Annotated in this window: 9 protein-coding genes; 3 read left to right on the forward strand and 6 right to left on the reverse strand. The window is 64.8% G+C overall.

Annotated elements, in window-relative coordinates; all coding sequences use genetic code 11:
- Positions 1–11: 11 nt before the first annotated feature.
- A complete protein-coding gene (paaN, locus tag BMY67_RS11100) occupies positions 12–1,688 on the reverse strand; it encodes a phenylacetic acid degradation protein PaaN (RefSeq protein ID WP_092771409.1) in 1,677 nt (558 codons plus the stop codon).
- A 206-nt stretch (positions 1,689–1,894) separates the two neighbouring features.
- On the opposite strand from paaN, the gene BMY67_RS11105 reads away from it, so the two are divergent.
- Both BMY67_RS11105 and BMY67_RS11110 read left to right on the forward strand, forming a co-directional pair.
- Entirely contained in the window at positions 1,895–4,753 is a 2,859-nt protein-coding gene (locus BMY67_RS11105; RefSeq protein ID WP_092771411.1) for a S8 family peptidase, read from the forward strand.
- A 217-nt stretch (positions 4,754–4,970) separates the two neighbouring features.
- On the forward strand, positions 4,971–5,219 hold the full coding sequence (locus BMY67_RS11110; RefSeq protein ID WP_143069789.1) for a hypothetical protein: 249 nt from the start codon (positions 4,971–4,973) through the stop codon (positions 5,217–5,219).
- Positions 5,220–5,349: 130 nt separating this feature from the next.
- On the opposite strand, the gene BMY67_RS11115 is transcribed toward BMY67_RS11110, so the two are convergent.
- The 5 genes from BMY67_RS11115 to BMY67_RS11135 all read right to left on the reverse strand — a co-directional run bounded on the left by BMY67_RS11115 (position 5,350) and on the right by BMY67_RS11135 (position 12,922).
- On the reverse strand, positions 5,350–6,048 hold the full coding sequence (locus BMY67_RS11115; RefSeq protein WP_092771415.1) for a TIGR02117 family protein: 699 nt from the start codon (positions 6,046–6,048) through the stop codon (positions 5,350–5,352).
- Between the two features lie 53 nt (positions 6,049–6,101).
- Entirely contained in the window at positions 6,102–9,029 is a 2,928-nt protein-coding gene (locus BMY67_RS11120) for an MSEP-CTERM sorting domain-containing protein (RefSeq protein ID WP_092771417.1), read from the reverse strand.
- Positions 9,030–9,107: 78 nt separating this feature from the next.
- The gene (gene xrtK, locus BMY67_RS11125) at positions 9,108–9,632 is read right to left on the reverse strand and encodes an exosortase K (RefSeq protein ID WP_092771419.1); all 525 of its coding nucleotides are present in this window, start codon (positions 9,630–9,632) and stop codon (positions 9,108–9,110) included.
- Between the two features lie 348 nt (positions 9,633–9,980).
- Positions 9,981–10,481 (reverse strand): hypothetical protein, encoded by a 501-nt coding sequence (locus tag BMY67_RS11130; RefSeq protein ID WP_143069790.1) that lies wholly within the window; start codon positions 10,479–10,481, stop codon positions 9,981–9,983.
- A gap of 140 nt (positions 10,482–10,621) precedes the next feature.
- The gene (locus tag BMY67_RS11135) at positions 10,622–12,922 is read right to left on the reverse strand and encodes an aconitate hydratase (protein WP_092771423.1); all 2,301 of its coding nucleotides are present in this window, start codon (positions 12,920–12,922) and stop codon (positions 10,622–10,624) included.
- A gap of 233 nt (positions 12,923–13,155) precedes the next feature.
- Here BMY67_RS11135 and BMY67_RS11140 point away from each other — a divergent pair, with 233 nt between their 5' ends.
- On the forward strand, positions 13,156–14,502 hold the full coding sequence (locus BMY67_RS11140) for a redoxin family protein (RefSeq protein ID WP_092771425.1): 1,347 nt from the start codon (positions 13,156–13,158) through the stop codon (positions 14,500–14,502).
- Positions 14,503–14,593 lie beyond the last annotated feature (91 nt).

Genomic DNA, 14,593 nt, shown 5'->3' on the forward strand with positions numbered 1-14,593 from the left:
TGGCTTGTGGCTTACACAGCCGGCTCGCGGAAACCTACCCAGGTGAAGCGCTTGATAACGAATTCGGGGTTGGTGAAGCTGGCGTTGCCGGCGGGGTTGCCGCCGGTAACGTGGAAGTCGGAGAAGCCCGCGTTCTGGTTCACGTAGATGCCGCCGGTCAGGTTGAAGCTGACGGGCGTGCCGGCCAGGCTCATCTCGTCCATAATCTGCTCCTTAATGGCCGGGTCGGTGGTGTAGGCGCCGCACGAAATGGCGCCGTACTCGCGGGCCAGATCAGAAGCCAGCCGGATGCTTTCCTGGGTGTCGCGGGTTTTGATGATGAGCATAATCGGGCCGAACAGCTCCTGGCTGAACTGCTCGACACGGCTGGCATCAACTTCCTGAATGCTCGTCGAGCAAGTGCGGGCGTTCTGGAAGACCGGGTTTTCCACGGCGCCGTGGGCCAGCACCGAGCGGCTGCCTTCGAGGGCCAGGTCGCGCACCCGCTCGTGGGTGGTGGCGCTCTGGATGGCGCCCAGCACGTGCGGGCCGGCCTTGGGGTTCTGGGCCAGGCCGGTTACGGCGGCGGCCAGCTTCTGCACCACGTCTTCGTAGGGCACCAGCTCGCCGGCCACTTTCACGCCGCCTTCGGGAATGAAGAAGTTCTGGGGCGCGGTGCACATCTGGCCCGAGTACAAACTCACCGAGAAGGCCAGGTTCTGGGCCACCTTGTCGAGGTCGTCGCAGGAGTCGAGGATGATGGAGTTGACGCCGGTTTTCTCGGTGAACACCGTTTTACCCTTCAGCCCCTCAATGTACTCGCCGAAGGCCGAGCCGCCGGTGTAGTCGATGAGCTTCACGGCCGGATTCTCGGCCAGCTCCTTGGCAATCAGGTGGTCGTTGGCATCCACGGCCAGCTGGCAGATGCGCGGGTCGAGGCCGTGGGCCACCAGCACTTTCTGCACCTCGGCCACCACAATGGCGATAGGCAATACGGCTTTGGGGTGGGGCTTGATGATGACCGGGTTGCCGGTTACCAGCGAGGCGTACATGCCGGGCACCGTGTTCCAGGTCGGGAACGTGGAGCAGCCAATAACGAGGGCCACGCCCTTGGGCACGGCGCGCCAGGTTTTGTTGAGCGTGATGTTGTACTTGCCCATGGGCTTCTCCCAGCGGGTTTCCTCCGGGAAGCGGGTCTGCTCCTCGTAGCCGGCGGCAATGGCCTCCAGCGCCCGGTCGGCGGCGTGCGGGCCGCTGGCCTGAAACGACATCATGTAGGCCTGGCCGGTGGTGTGCATGGTGGCGTAGGCAATTTCGAAAAACCGCTCCTTCATGCCCTCCAGCGTTTCAGTGAGCAGCGCGGCGCGGTCGGCGGGCTTGAGTTTGCGCCACTGCCCAAACACCTCCTGGGCGTTGGCGACCAGCGTTTCGGGCTGATAGTACGGGTACGCTATGCCCAGCGAAGCCTGCTCGTAGGGCGATTCTTCCTGGCCGGCCCAGCCGGCGGGCTCGCCCTGCTGCAACTCGGTAAAGCGCTGGTCGCGGTGGGCTTTGAACTTGGCCCGGCCGTCCTTGTCGGCATCGGCTCCGTAGATGTCGGGCGAGGGGTTTTCGGGGAAGGCGGCGAAGAACGTGCGGCCGTGCAGGGCCTCCACGGCCGCGTCGAGGGTGGCCTGGTGCTTGTGGGTGGTGTCGGTGGTGGTGGTCATGTAAAACGATAAGGGTGGGAAAGTAGCCTGCGGGCCCTGAAGCCAACCGGCGTCGCTGCTTCAGCGAAAAGCAGGGGCCGACTGCTTCGGGCTGGCTAAATTTACGGAATCGGCCCCGAACCCGCCCGAACCAATCCACCGGGGTCACAGTTTCGTTTGCCTGACTGCCCGGCCGCCGCGCGCTTCTCCCCTGTTTCCCTGCTACTATGCTGTTAACTCTACGCTGGTTTTATTGCGCCGCGCTGCTGCTGGGTTGTGCCGCCACGGCCGTGGCCCAGTCGGCCGCACCGTCGGCCGCGCCTACCCGCACGGTGCAGCCGGGCACGCTGGTTTTCAAGCTGAAAGCCGACGCCGCGGCAGCCGGGTCGCGCCGGCCGGGGCCGGCCACGCTGCCGGCCGCCCTCACCACCACCCTGCGCGCCTTCGGGGCCACCGCCCGGCCCAAGTTCCCGAGGGCCACCCCGCCCCCGGCTGCCCGCGCCGGGGTTGCGAAGGCCGGTTTGGTGGACCTGACCCTGCTCTACGAACTGACGCTGCCCGCCGGCACCACACCGGAACAGATGCGGCAGCGGCTGCTCAAAACCGGCCTAATCGAGTACGCCGAGCCGCTCTACCACTACCAGCCGCTCCAGCAACCCAACGACCCACAGGCCGACTCGGCGGGCACCGCGGGGCAGTATTACCTCCGAAATATTCGCGCCTACCAGGCCTGGAACCTCACGCGGGGCGACACGAGCATCGTCATCGGCATCCTGGACGGCGGCACCCGCTTCACCCACGAAGACCTGGCGGGCCAGAATCAGCTCAACCGCCTCGACCCCATCGACGGGATTGATAATGACGGCGACGGCTACATCGACAACTACTACGGCTGGGATTTCGCCGACCACGACAACGACCCCGAGCGCGCCCGCAACCCCACCGACCTGGCCCATGGGGTGATGGTAACGGGGGTGGCAGCCGGGGCCACCAACAACGGCCGCGGCATTGCCAGCGTGGGCTACAAGTCGCGGTTTATGCCCCTGAAAATCTATTCCTCCACCCCGCAGGGCTCGTTTGGGGGCTACGAGGCCATCGTGTACGCCGCCGACCACGGCTGCCAGGTCATCAATCTGTCGTGGGGCGGGGTGGGCGCGCCCTCGCGCTTCGAGCAGGACGTTATCAGCTACGCCGCCCTCAACCACGACGTGGTAGTGGTGGCCGCCGCCGGCAACACGCCCCAGGACCTCGACTTCTACCCGGCCAGCTACCAGCACGTGGTGTCGGTGGCCCCGACCACCCGCACCGACGAGCGAAGCCTGATTGGCACTTTCAGCCACCGGATTGATTTATCGGCCCCCGGCGAAGGCATCATCACCACGCTGGGCTTTACCGACACCGACTACACCAAAACGGGCGGCTCGTCGTTTGCCGCGCCCCAGGTGGCCGGAGCCGCGGCGCTGGTGCGCAGCCGGTTTCCGCAACTCAACGCCGCTCAGGTGGCCGCTCAAATCCGGCGTACCACTGATTTCATCGACGACCTGCCGGGCAACGTGGCCTACGCCGGCCGGCTGGGTTCGGGCCGCCTGAACGTGTTCCGGGCCGTATCCGAGCAGCCCTTTTCGGCCCGGGTAGTGAGCCGCACGGCCACCCCCGACCGCACCTTTTACCGGGCGGCCGACACGCTGCAGCTGGCGGTGCGGGTGCAGAACCTGCTGCGCGAGTTGCCGGGCCTCACCGTTACGCTCACCTCCCTTTCGCCCTACGTACTGGTGCGCCAGGGCGAGTTCAGCAGCACCGGCCTGCTGGCCACGTTAGCCGAAGCCGACAACGCCGCCGCGCCCTTCCGGCTGGCCGTGGCGGCCACCGCCATACCGCTCAATACCCGGGCCGTGCTGCGCTACCGCCTGCACCACGAAGCCAGCGGCTACACCGAAGACCAGTACGAAACCCTGCTGCTCAACCCCGATTACGTGGTGCTCGATGCCAACAACCTGCGCCTCACGCTCACCAGCCGCGGCAACCTGGGCTACGAGGCCACCGACCCCAGCCGCGGCGAAGGCGTGCACTACCGCCAGGGCCCGCCGCTGCTAGCTGAGGGCGGGCTGCTGCTGGCCACCTCGGCCACGCGCCTCTCCAGCAACGTGCGCAACGACAAGCTCGGCACCGACGCCGACTTCGAGTCAGTGGCCCAGGTGCGTCGCCTGCCCGAGGCCGCGCCCAACCAGCGGGCCGAAGGCCGGCTGCGCGACGCCCTGCCCACAGTAGCGGCACCCGGCACGGTAGGCGTGGCCCTGCGCCAGCGGGCTACGGCCCGGGCAGCGGCCCCGCACCAGAACTACGTGCTGCTCGAATACCAGCTTACCAACCTCACCGCCGACACGCTCCGGCCGCTGCACCTGGGCTTGTTCATGGATTGGGACCTGCCCACCGACCCCGCCCGCAACGTGGCCCAGTGGGATGCTGCCCGCCACCTGGGCTACGTGTACGACGCGCCCGGCCCAACCATTTACGCCGGCGTGCAGCACCTGGCCGGCGGCCAGCCCAGCGCCTTCAGCCTCGATAACAGCCCGGCCGCCCCCACGGGCCCGGTGCGCCTGAGTGATGGCTTCAGTCGGGCCGAAAAGTGGCTGACGCTGAGTAGCGGCACCACCAACGCCACCGCCGGCTTGCCAGCTGGCACCGACGCGGCTCAGGTAGTGGGCGCCGCTCTGCCCTACCTGGCCCCCGCCGACTCGGTGACGGTGGCTTTTGCGGTGCTGGCAGCCCCCTCGCTGGCCGAGTTGCAGGCCACCGCCGATGCTGCCACCGCCGGCTACCAGCAGGTGCCCACCAAAACCAACCCGGCAACGCTGGCCGGTGTCCGCCTCTACCCCAACCCTACTACGGGCGTGGTGCAACTGGAACTGCCCGCCGCGCCCGCCACCGTACGGCTGCTGTCGGTGCTGGGGCAGCAGCTGGCCGTTTACCGCTTCCGGCAGCCATCCGCTCCGCTCGACCTATCGGCCTATCCGGCCGGGGTGTACCTGCTGCGGGTAGAAACTGCCGCCGGTGCCGCCACGCTCCAGGTGCTAAAGCGCCCCTAACCGGCTCGCGGTTTAGTTCATTAATTACGCCCATTATTTTTAGCAATTCTCGGTAACATATATTTTCCAAAATATTAAAACAAAAACTATCTATTGCTGTTACAGGCAGCGCCTGAATCAGTTTTTAGCTAAGCTAAACTGTAGCAGGGAGTCTGTTTAATTCAGATTTCAAGACTAATCACGTTAGTTTTTATCGATAATATCCTTATCTTTGTATATGTCAAAAACGAAGCTTCCCGTCCCTCTTCCGGTGCAGCACTATGCGCGGTGCGTGAATGCCCGGAATCGTCCGGCCGACTACATCGGCGACTGGCCTGCGCGTGGGCAGGTGTACCCGGTGGAAATGCGCCGCAACGCCCGCTCGGGCGATTGGCAGGTGCATGTGCTGGGATTTTATGCCGAGCGACCCTACGGGGCTTTTGCCCGCCAGCGCTTCGAGCCCGTAGCCCAGGTTTGGCTTAATTAAGCTGTTAGCTGTTAGCTTCTGTGCACAAAAAGGGCGCCGCACTCAGTTGAGTGCGGCGCCCCTTTTTTGTGCACAGAAGCAGGCGTTTTCGAACGGGGGCTAGCAGCTACTGGCTAGAAGCTCAAAAAACCTAATAGTGCCAGAACATGCCGAAGTCGAAGGGCGTCCAGAGGGCGGCGCGCTGGCCGGCGGCTTTCAGGCCCCGGTTGGTCCAGCTGTTGCAGGTGTCGAAGAGGTTGTAGGTGCCGTTGGCCAGGTAGAACGCGTCGTTTTTGCCGTAGCTGTGGCCCCTGATCTGCTGCGGGCGGCCCTGGGCGTCCAACTCGAACTTGGTTTCGATGAAGCGGATGAGCCGGTCGTATTCGGCAGGCGTGAGCGTGAGTTGCACGCACTTGGGACCCACTTCAGGACGGTGATGAAAGGTGGTGTGCATGGCCGTGGTGCCCAGCCAGAACATGGCTTTTATACCGGTGCTGAGTTCGAGCTCAGCCCAGGTGGGCGTGTCGAGGTAGAAGCCCCGGTCGCCCCAGCCGAAGCCCACAAACTCCTGGCTGGTGTCGTTGGCGGGTGTATCGGCATAGGAAATAAACTGCGTCCAGTCTTTTTGGGGGCTGCGCACGGGTACCACCAGGTCGGTGTGCACGCCGTTGGAGAGCAGGTACACCGTTACGGTGGTTGCGTCCGGCGCGGGCTTGGTTTCGTCGCCGGCCACCGGAATGGCCGACAGGACCACGGAAGCCGCAATGTACACGGCCACCAGCCCGATAATGCCCAGTCCGGTGTAGGCAACAACGGCAACCAGCGGGTAGAGCGGGTTTGATTTTTTCATGGGAAGAGCAGAGAGAGAGCCTTCCTATACGCGACTTGCCCCAAAAAGTCAGCTTAGCCCGCTACCAGCCCCGCTCGGCGGTAGCGCCGCCAGCCCTGCCAGGCCAGCCCGGCCGCGAGCAGCGCCCCCACCAGCCAGTCGCCGGGCTCCGACATGCGGCGGTCTTCCTCGGCCTCCAGCGCCGAGTGGCCGGCCAGCATTTCGGCCTGTTTGCGCCGCAGGGCCGCTTTCTGCGCGTCGTTTTCGAGGGCCAGGTAGGCCGTGAGCGGGGTGAGCAGCCCCGTGCGGAAACTGGCCTGCACCAGCTGGCGACCCGCGGCTTCGCCGGTTTCGGGGTGGTGCAGCTGCCGGCGCCACCCGGCCTGCAATGCCAGGCCGGCACGCCAGTCGCGGGGGCGTAGCGTGGCCAGGCTTTGAGCCGCCAGCGTATCGGGGAATACCAGCTCGGGCTGGCCATTGGCGGGCAAATACGCGACGGGGCTATTGGCGTTGGGCCAGGCTACCACGGGGCCGGCCGGCACCGGCGCGGCCAGCGTATCGAGCGCCACGGCGGGCTCGTGCAGCAGCGAGTGCGATACAAACCGGCCATCGGCCCGCAGCTCGTAGAACAGGTCCGATTCGGGGAAGGCGTGGCGCAGATCGGCGAAGTTGGTGGGCAGAATGGCCCGTTGAAAATCGTCTGACAGCACGACCAGCACCGGGTAGCGCGGCACGGGCGTTTCGGCGGCCCGTACCAGCGTCTGCCGGATGGCCCGGTCGAGGAAGAAGCCCCCTTCGGCGGTCAGCGTTTCCGCATCGAGCCACATCAGGCCCCGCCGGGTGATGCGCCGCACCCGGCTACCCACGAAGCTGGCCTCGATAGTCTCGTAATCCTGCCCCGACTGTTTGATAGCGGCGTCCATTAGCTGCCGGTATGGCCCCCAGTACGGCTGCTTTCCGGCCGACATATCCAGCAGAAAGTGGTAGTAGGGCTGCCGCCGCACAAGCGGCAACGCGGCTTTTTGGGCGGCGCTCACGTAGGTGGCCCCACCAGCGGCCCAGGTGGCGGGGGCGGCGGGCACCTGGGCTTCCGGCCCTGCCTGCCCCAGCTGCACCGATTGGCCATCGAGTTGCAGCGTGAGCGGCTCGGGATGCAGCAGCTCCAGGCCGGTGCGGCGCACCTCGCCGGCGGCAAACGGAAACACGCGCAGGTCCAGCTCGTTGCCGTTTCGGTAGGTCAGCAGGCCTGGGTCGCGGTTGGTATCCCGAATCTGGCGGTACACCCAGGTGGCGGCGCGCTTTTCGGCCAGGATGCCAAACTCGCGCCGGCCGGCCATATCGAGGTAGTAATTGCTCACGAAACAGCCCGCGGGCAGCGCCAGCTGGGTGGTGTACTCGGCCTGGCTGAGGTCCGGGCTGTTGGTAATCGTGAGGTCGAGCCAGCTAACCCATACCCGCTGGCGGGCGTCGTAGCGGCTGCGGGCCTTCAGGCTGGTAAGGCGCGGGGCCGCCGGGTTGGTTGCCTCCGCGCGGCCAACGGTTGGCACCGCCAGGGCCGCAACCTCCGGCGTTGGCTGGTCGGGGGCGGAAGCCACGGCGGTTGGGGCAGCGGCAGCAGCGGCAACTGGGGCGAAAAACACCTGCTCCAGTAGCTCCACTTTGCTTTCAGGAAGCGTCAGGTTGTCGAGCACCAGCCAGTTGTAGAACGACGACAGGTAGGGCAGCCGGGCCCCGGTGATGGAGGCGCCATTGCGGCTTTTGTGGTGGCGCACACTGCCCAGCACGGCGCGCAGGGCCGTCGTATCCACTTTCGCATCCGCGGCCCGCTGAAAATAATTGGGCAGATACACGTAGTTGAGGGCCCGGTGCAGCGTGGCGCGGTGCCAGGCATACTGCCCGGCCACGGCCAGCGGCAGCACCGCACCGGCCAGTAGCAGCCCCGCCAGCAGTCCGCGCCGCCCAAAGTGGGGCCGAAGCGCGGCGTAATCGTGGCTGAGCACCCGCACGTGCACAATGAACAGCACCAGCGGCGCGAGCAGCAGAAACCCCACCCCCAGCGCCGCCACGGCTACTACCGAGAGCGGCAGAAACGGCAGAAACACCAGAAAGAAGTACAGCGTGTAGCCAAACAGCACCCCGCGGCCCAGAAACAGCGCCAGCCGTGCCCGGCGGCCGGCCGGGTTGGGGCAAATCAGCAGGGCCGCGTTGAGCACCGCCAGCCCGTACCACCAGGGCCCCGAGAAGTCGCCGAAAATGCCGCCCTCGCTCTGGCTGAAGCCCCGCAGGCCCAACTCGCCATTGTTGACGGCCAGACCCAGCAGCGGCAGCACCCCGGCCACCAGCAGCACCCCCAGCCAGCGGTAGGGTGCCCAGGCGCCCGCCTGCCGGCGCGCCAGCAGGTACACGCCCCGGCTCAGGGCCAGCAGAAACAGTAGCGTGCCGGTAATCAGCAGCACCACCAGCGCGTGCTCGCCTGCCCGTCCGCCCCCCGAGTGCCAGAAGGGCAGCACCAGCTGCACAAACAGGTACCAGACCGCCGGCACGGCCAGCGCGGCCACAAAGTTGGGCCAAGCTTTAAATTCGCGGCTTGCGGGCGTGAGGTGCAGCACCAGCACGGCCGCGGCGTGGGCCAATGTGGGCATCAGGAAGGTGCCGGCATACAGGGGCAAATCGGCCGGCACCATCCAGCTCGGCACGCTGAACGGGAACAGCTGCCCGTTGTATACGCCGTAGGCGTACAGCAGCCCGATGTAGGCGGCCAGGACCACCGGCGCGTAGCTCAGCGGCAGCCGCCGCCGCCGGGCCACCAGCCAGCCCGCGTAGGCCGCGTGCAGCAGCCCCAGCCCCAGCAGCGCCGCTCCCAGCACCTGCCAGGCCAGCTGGCCCGCCGGCTCCAGCAGGCTCTGAATCACGTGGTATTCGGCCCCGAAAAATAGCAGCAGCAACGCCACCGGCAGCGTATTGAGCAGCCACAGCCACCGCGGATTGAGGAAGGTGCGCATGTTTTTTTAGGGCTTAGGTTTCTGGAGTAATTCAGGCGGCTATTGGCTCAACCCTGGCCGGAAGCTGTCAGCTAACAGCTAGTAGCTATCAGCTTTAAAAGTGTCAGCTTTATGAAGCAGTTGGCGCAACGCGGCGTAGGCGGCCAGCAGGAAAAACAGGTATACCAGCGTCCCCTGGGCCTCGTGCAGCCAGGCCGGCGCCAGGGCCGGGGGCAGCAGCTGGCCCAGCCGCACGGCCCCGGCAATGCGGGCCGCATTCACGAGCAGCGTGAGCGGGTAGGCCAGCAGCACCAGCAGCGGCAGCGCCAGGACCAGCCGCGGGCCCCGCTGCCACAGGTAGGTAGCACTCAGCAGCAGCGCGCTCAGCAGCCCGAAGTTGCCGCCCGCGCACGACTTGTCGATGACGATGCCCAGGGCCGGATGCACGTAGCCCCGCCCCGGCACGAATTCCGAGGCCGAGCTCAGCAGCAGCTCCACCAGCGCGTTGGTGGGGGCCAGCAGCCAGCGCACATCGGCCGTGCCGGCGGCGGCATAGGCCAGCTTGGCGGCGGCGTAGGCGACCAGCAGTAACAGGTAGGGCAGAGAGCGGAAGACGTAGCGCATCGCGGCGGGGTAAGTTTGAAGTGCACAAACATAAACCAAAGAACTTTGCAATTCAAAGTTTATTCAGAAAAGATTGCCTTCCCAGCATACCACTTCCATTTATTCACGCTCGCCAGAGCTTAGCGGCGCATTCTTTTACTGCGTCCATCTCCACTCCTGATTGTTGCTAAGACACTGCTTGCTGCTATGCTTGCCGGCGTTGGCGCGCTGGCTTTTGGTCCCTTTGCCGTACCTCGGCCATGAATTTATGCCACTGGATGAACGCCATAGCACCCGGCCTCGCAAACGCAAAACGGCCGCCTCCCCGATTGGGAAGGCGGCCGTTTTTTTGCGTAGCGTAAAGTCAGCTTACGGCGCCGGCAGCACTTGCACCTCCACTTTCACCGTTTCGGTGGCTGGCAGCTTGGGCACCAGCACGTGGTAGCTTACCAGCGGCAGGTCGTTTGTAACGCCCATTTTTAACGTCACCTGCAGTATCCGCCCGGCTTCGGTGCAATTGCGCTGGTAGACGTACGTGGCGCTGGAACTAGCGCCACCGCCCAGCACCTGCTGGCCGATAATCAGATCATACTTAGCAAAATCGATTTGCGGATGACACGCCCCGCTTACCCGCTGGTTGAATTCGGCCTGAGTGCGGATTATGCCGCTGGACGTAGTGGGAGCACCATCCAGCACTAAGTTCCGAGTGTACGTGCAGCCATACTCAGTTTCCAAGCTAGTGAAGGGCAAAGGTCCGGCCTGGCAGGGCTGCGGCTCGCTGGCTTCCCCTTCGCAGCTAATGGTTCTGTCACAACTGGTCAGCGCCAGTAGGATAAGCAGACTGCTCAACAGATTGAAAAGAGGTTTCATAAGCTGAATAATTACGAGTGAAAGGAAGTTGATCAAATACGAGAGCGTTACCCACAAGAAATAGTTGCAAGCTATATTCAACAAAACGGCCGCCTCCCCTACTTGGGAAGGCGGCCGTTTTCAGTCAGCTAAAAGCCAGACTACGCGCGCTCCGAAAGCTGGGCGTCGCCGCCGGCTTCCATCTGGCGAATCAGGTTGAGGGCCGAACCGGCCTTAAACCAGGCAATCTGGCCCTCGTTGTAGGTGTGGTTCACCGTAATGAGGTCGGTATCGCCGTCGGCGTGGTGCAGGCGCACTTGCAGGGGCTTGCCGGGCTGGAAGTCGGTCAGGCCGAGGATGTCGATGGTGTCGTCCTCCTCTACCAGGTCGTAGTCGGCCTTGTTGTCGAAGGTCAGACCCAGCATGCCCTGCTTTTTGAGGTTGGTTTCGTGGATGCGGGCGAAGGATTTCACCAGCACGGCGCGCACGCCGAGGTGGCGGGGCTCCATGGCGGCGTGCTCGCGCGAGCTACCTTCGCCGTAGTTCTCATCGCCTACCACCACCGAGCCAATGCCCTGGGCCTTGTAGTTACGGGCCACCGTGGGCACGGCCGAGTAGGGGTTACCCTGGGTCAGGGCATCCTTCACGGCGTTGGGCTGCTCGTTGAAGGCGTTGATGGCCCCGATGAGCATGTTGTTGGAGATGTTGTCGAGGTGGCCGCGGTACTTCAGCCACGGGCCGGCCATCGAAATGTGGTCGGTAGTGCACTTGCCCTTGGCCTTGATGAGCAGGCGCAGACCCAGCAGGTCGGTGCCTTCCCAGGGCTTGAAGGGCTCCAGCAGTTGCAGACGGTCGGACTCCGGCGACACCATTACGCTCACGCCCGAGCCATCGGCGGCGGGCTGCTGGTAACCGGCATCCTCCACGGCAAAGCCGCGGGGCGGCATCTCGATGCCCTCGGGCTCCGAGAGCTTTACCTGCTCGCCGGTGCTGGTAGTCAGCGTGTCGGTGAGGGGGTTAAAGGTCAGGTCGCCGGCAATGGCGAAGGCCGTCACGATTTCGGGCGAGGCCACGAAGGCGTGGGTGTTGGGGTTGCCGTCGTTGCGCTTGGCGAAGTTGCGGTTGAAGCTCGTGATGATGGAGTTGCGGCGCTTGGGGTCGTCGGTGTGGCGGGCCCACTGGCCGATGCAGGGGCCGCAGGCGTTGGCCAGCACCACGCCGCCCATCTGGGCAAACGTGTCGAGCAAACCGTCGCGCTCCACGGTGTAGCGCACCAGCTCCGAGCCGGGCGTTACGGTGTACTCGGCCTGCACCGTGAGGCCCTTGTCGGCGGCCTGCTTGGCGATGGAGGCGGCGCGGGTGATATCCTCGTAGCTGGAGTTGGTGCAGGAGCCAATCAGGCCCACTTCCAGCTTCTCGGGCCAGCCGTGCTCGCGCACGGCGGCGGCGAATTCCGAAATCGGCCAGGCGGCGTCCGGCGTGAACGGGCCATTCACGTAGGGCTCCAGCGTGTTGAGGTCGATTTCGATGAGCTGGTCGTAGAAGTTTTCGGGGTTCTGGTACACCTCCTCGTCGGCGCGCAGGTGCTGGCGTACGCCGGCGGCCAGCTCAGCCACTTCGGCGCGGCCGGTGCCCTGGAGGTAGGTGGCCATCTTCTCATCGAAGCTGAACACCGAGGTGGTAGCGCCAATTTCGGCGCCCATGTTGCAGATGGTGCCTTTGCCGGTGGCCGAGAGGTTCTCGGCGCCCTCGCCGAAGTACTCCACGATGGCGCCGGTGCCGCCCTTCACGGTCAGGATGCCGGCTACTTTCAGAATCACGTCTTTAGCCGACGCCCAGCCCGAGAGCTTGCCGGTCAGCTTCACGCCGATTACTTTGGGGAACTTCAGCTCCCAGGCCATGCCGGCCATTACGTCGACGGCGTCGGCGCCGCCTACGCCAATGGCAATCATACCCAGGCCGCCGGCGTTGGGCGTGTGCGAGTCGGTGCCGATCATCATGCCGCCAGGGAAGGCATAGTTTTCGAGCACTACCTGGTGGATAATGCCGGCGCCGGGCTTCCAGAAGCCCAGGCCGTACTTATTCGAAACCGAAGCCAGGAAGTCGTACACCTCCTTGTTTTCGGAGTTGGCGATGGCCAGATCCTGGTCGGCGCCTTCTTTGGCCTGAATCAGGTGGTCGCAATGCACGGTGCTGGGCACGGCGGCCGTGGGCTTGCCGGCTTGCATGAACTGCAACAGGGCCATCTGGGCCGTGGCGTCCTGCATAGCCACGCGGTCGGGGGCGAAATCGACGTAGGAAACGCCCCGCTCGTAGGCCTGCGAAACGGTACCGCCGTACAGGTGGGCGTACAGGATTTTTTCCGTCAGGGTGAGCGGACGGCCGACCGCCGACCGGGCCGCCTCGATGCGGGTGCCCATGTTGGCGTACACGGCCTTAATCATTTCTAAATCGAATGCCATAATTCAAATTGAAAAAGTGGAGAGAACGAGCCGGCCGGGGCCGACATGCAAATATAGCTAAGTGCCGGGGCCCGGCAAGCCCAACAAGTGCCGCCGGGCCCGGCTACGGTCGTATTTAGAAACTCTCAAAAGAGCCTGGCCCCGGCGGTGGCTGCTCCCCGGCGCTCTACCGTAAAAACTATGCGGGCGCCGCCGTAGTTTAGCCGCCAATTCACTTTTACTCTTTTTCAACCATGCCCGTTGCCTTCTCTTTGCGCAAGGTCGTAGCCGGGGCCGCCCTGGCGCTGGCCGCGGCCGCCTGCCAGTCCAACTCGTCGTCGTCCGAAACCGGCGCGGCCGCCACCCCTACCGGCGCCACGGCCAACTCGCCCCTGACGGCCGGCACCTGGCGCGGCGTGCTGGCGCTACAGGGCCAGCAGCTGCCGTTTCTGTTCGATGTAGCCACCGACGGCGGCCGGCCCACCGTAACGCTGCGCAACGGCGAGGAGCGCCTGAAGCTCGACGAAATAACGACGGCCGGCGACTCCACCACCATCAAGCTGGGCGTGTTTGATGCCGCTTTGGTGGTGCGGGCCGCCGGCGAGGGCAAGCTGACGGGGGCCTGGGTGAAGTATGATGCGGGCAAGCCCTACCGCGTGCCGCTGACGGCCACCACCGCCACGGCCGAAACCCCGCTGTTTGCGGGCGACGCGCCCGATAAGTCGGTGTTCGGCGACCTGAAAAGCGGGGCGCTGTTCAGCACTACTTTCCGCGAGGACGACGGCAAAACCTACCCGGCCGTGGGCTTTTTCACCCAGGATTCGGTGCATTCCGACCGTATCAGCGGCACTTTCCTCACCACCACCGGCGACTACCGCTACCTGAGCGGCAACCTCGTGAAGCTGGCCGACGGCAGTGAACATTTGCGGCTGAGCACCTTCGATGGCAGCCACGGTTTCCTATTTGATGGCAAGCTCACTAAGCCGGGCAACATCAACCAGCTCAGCGGCGACTTCTACTCGGGCCTGACCGGCCACGAAACCTGGACGGCTACGCTCGACCCCAAGGCCAAGCTGCCCGACGCCAACGCCCTGACGGGCATGAAGCCCGGCCAGAAAAAGCTCGACTTCCAGTTTCCCAACATCGAGGGCGGCACGCTTTCCATCAACGACCCCAAGTATAAGGGCAAGGTGGTGGTGGTGCAGCTGCTGGGCTCGTGGTGCCCTAACTGCATGGACGAAACCAATTTCCTGGCCCCCTGGTACGCGCAGAACAAGCAGCGCGGCGTCGAGATTATCGGCCTGGGCTACGAGCGGGCTTCCGACGACCAGGCTTCGGCCCTGCGCAAGCTCGGCAAGATGAAGCAGCGCCTGAACGTGGGCTACGACCTAGCCCTGGCCGGCACCGCCGATAAGGATGCGGCCGGAAAAACCCTGCCCCAGATTCAGAAAGTGCTGGCCTTCCCCACCACTATTTTCATTGATAAGAAAGGCGAGGTGCGGAAAATTCATACCGGCTTCTCGGGCCCCGGCACCGGCCAGTATTACGAGCAGGAAAAGGCCGATTTCAACAAAACGATAGACCAGCTGCTGGCCGAGTAGCGTGGGCCTTTACGGTTGGGCTACGTATAGCTGAAAGTCGCCCGGATGCTGCCCGGCTCGCGCCTGGTCTCGTTTGGGCGGCTTGGTTTTG

The sequence above is a fragment of the Hymenobacter actinosclerus genome (genome assembly GCF_900111515.1).
Taxonomy (GTDB): Bacteria; Bacteroidota; Bacteroidia; order Cytophagales; family Hymenobacteraceae; genus Hymenobacter; species Hymenobacter actinosclerus.

Excerpts from the sequence above, each read along its gene's own strand:
- BMY67_RS11120 (WP_092771417.1), bottom strand. The coding sequence starts at position 9,029 with ATGCGCACCTTCCTCAATCCGCGGTGGCTGTGGCTGCTCAATACGCTG.
- BMY67_RS11115 (WP_092771415.1), bottom strand. The coding sequence starts at position 6,048 with ATGAAAAAATCAAACCCGCTCTACCCGCTGGTTGCCGTTGTTGCCTAC.
- BMY67_RS11105 (WP_092771411.1), top strand. The coding sequence starts at position 1,895 with ATGCTGTTAACTCTACGCTGGTTTTATTGCGCCGCGCTGCTGCTGGGT.
- xrtK (WP_092771419.1), bottom strand. The coding sequence starts at position 9,632 with ATGCGCTACGTCTTCCGCTCTCTGCCCTACCTGTTACTGCTGGTCGCC.
- BMY67_RS11135 (WP_092771423.1), bottom strand. The coding sequence starts at position 12,922 with ATGGCATTCGATTTAGAAATGATTAAGGCCGTGTACGCCAACATGGGC.
- paaN (WP_092771409.1), bottom strand. The coding sequence starts at position 1,688 with ATGACCACCACCACCGACACCACCCACAAGCACCAGGCCACCCTCGAC.
- BMY67_RS11130 (WP_143069790.1), bottom strand. The coding sequence starts at position 10,481 with ATGAAACCTCTTTTCAATCTGTTGAGCAGTCTGCTTATCCTACTGGCG.
- BMY67_RS11110 (WP_143069789.1), top strand. The coding sequence starts at position 4,971 with ATGTCAAAAACGAAGCTTCCCGTCCCTCTTCCGGTGCAGCACTATGCG.
- BMY67_RS11140 (WP_092771425.1), top strand. The coding sequence starts at position 13,156 with ATGCCCGTTGCCTTCTCTTTGCGCAAGGTCGTAGCCGGGGCCGCCCTG.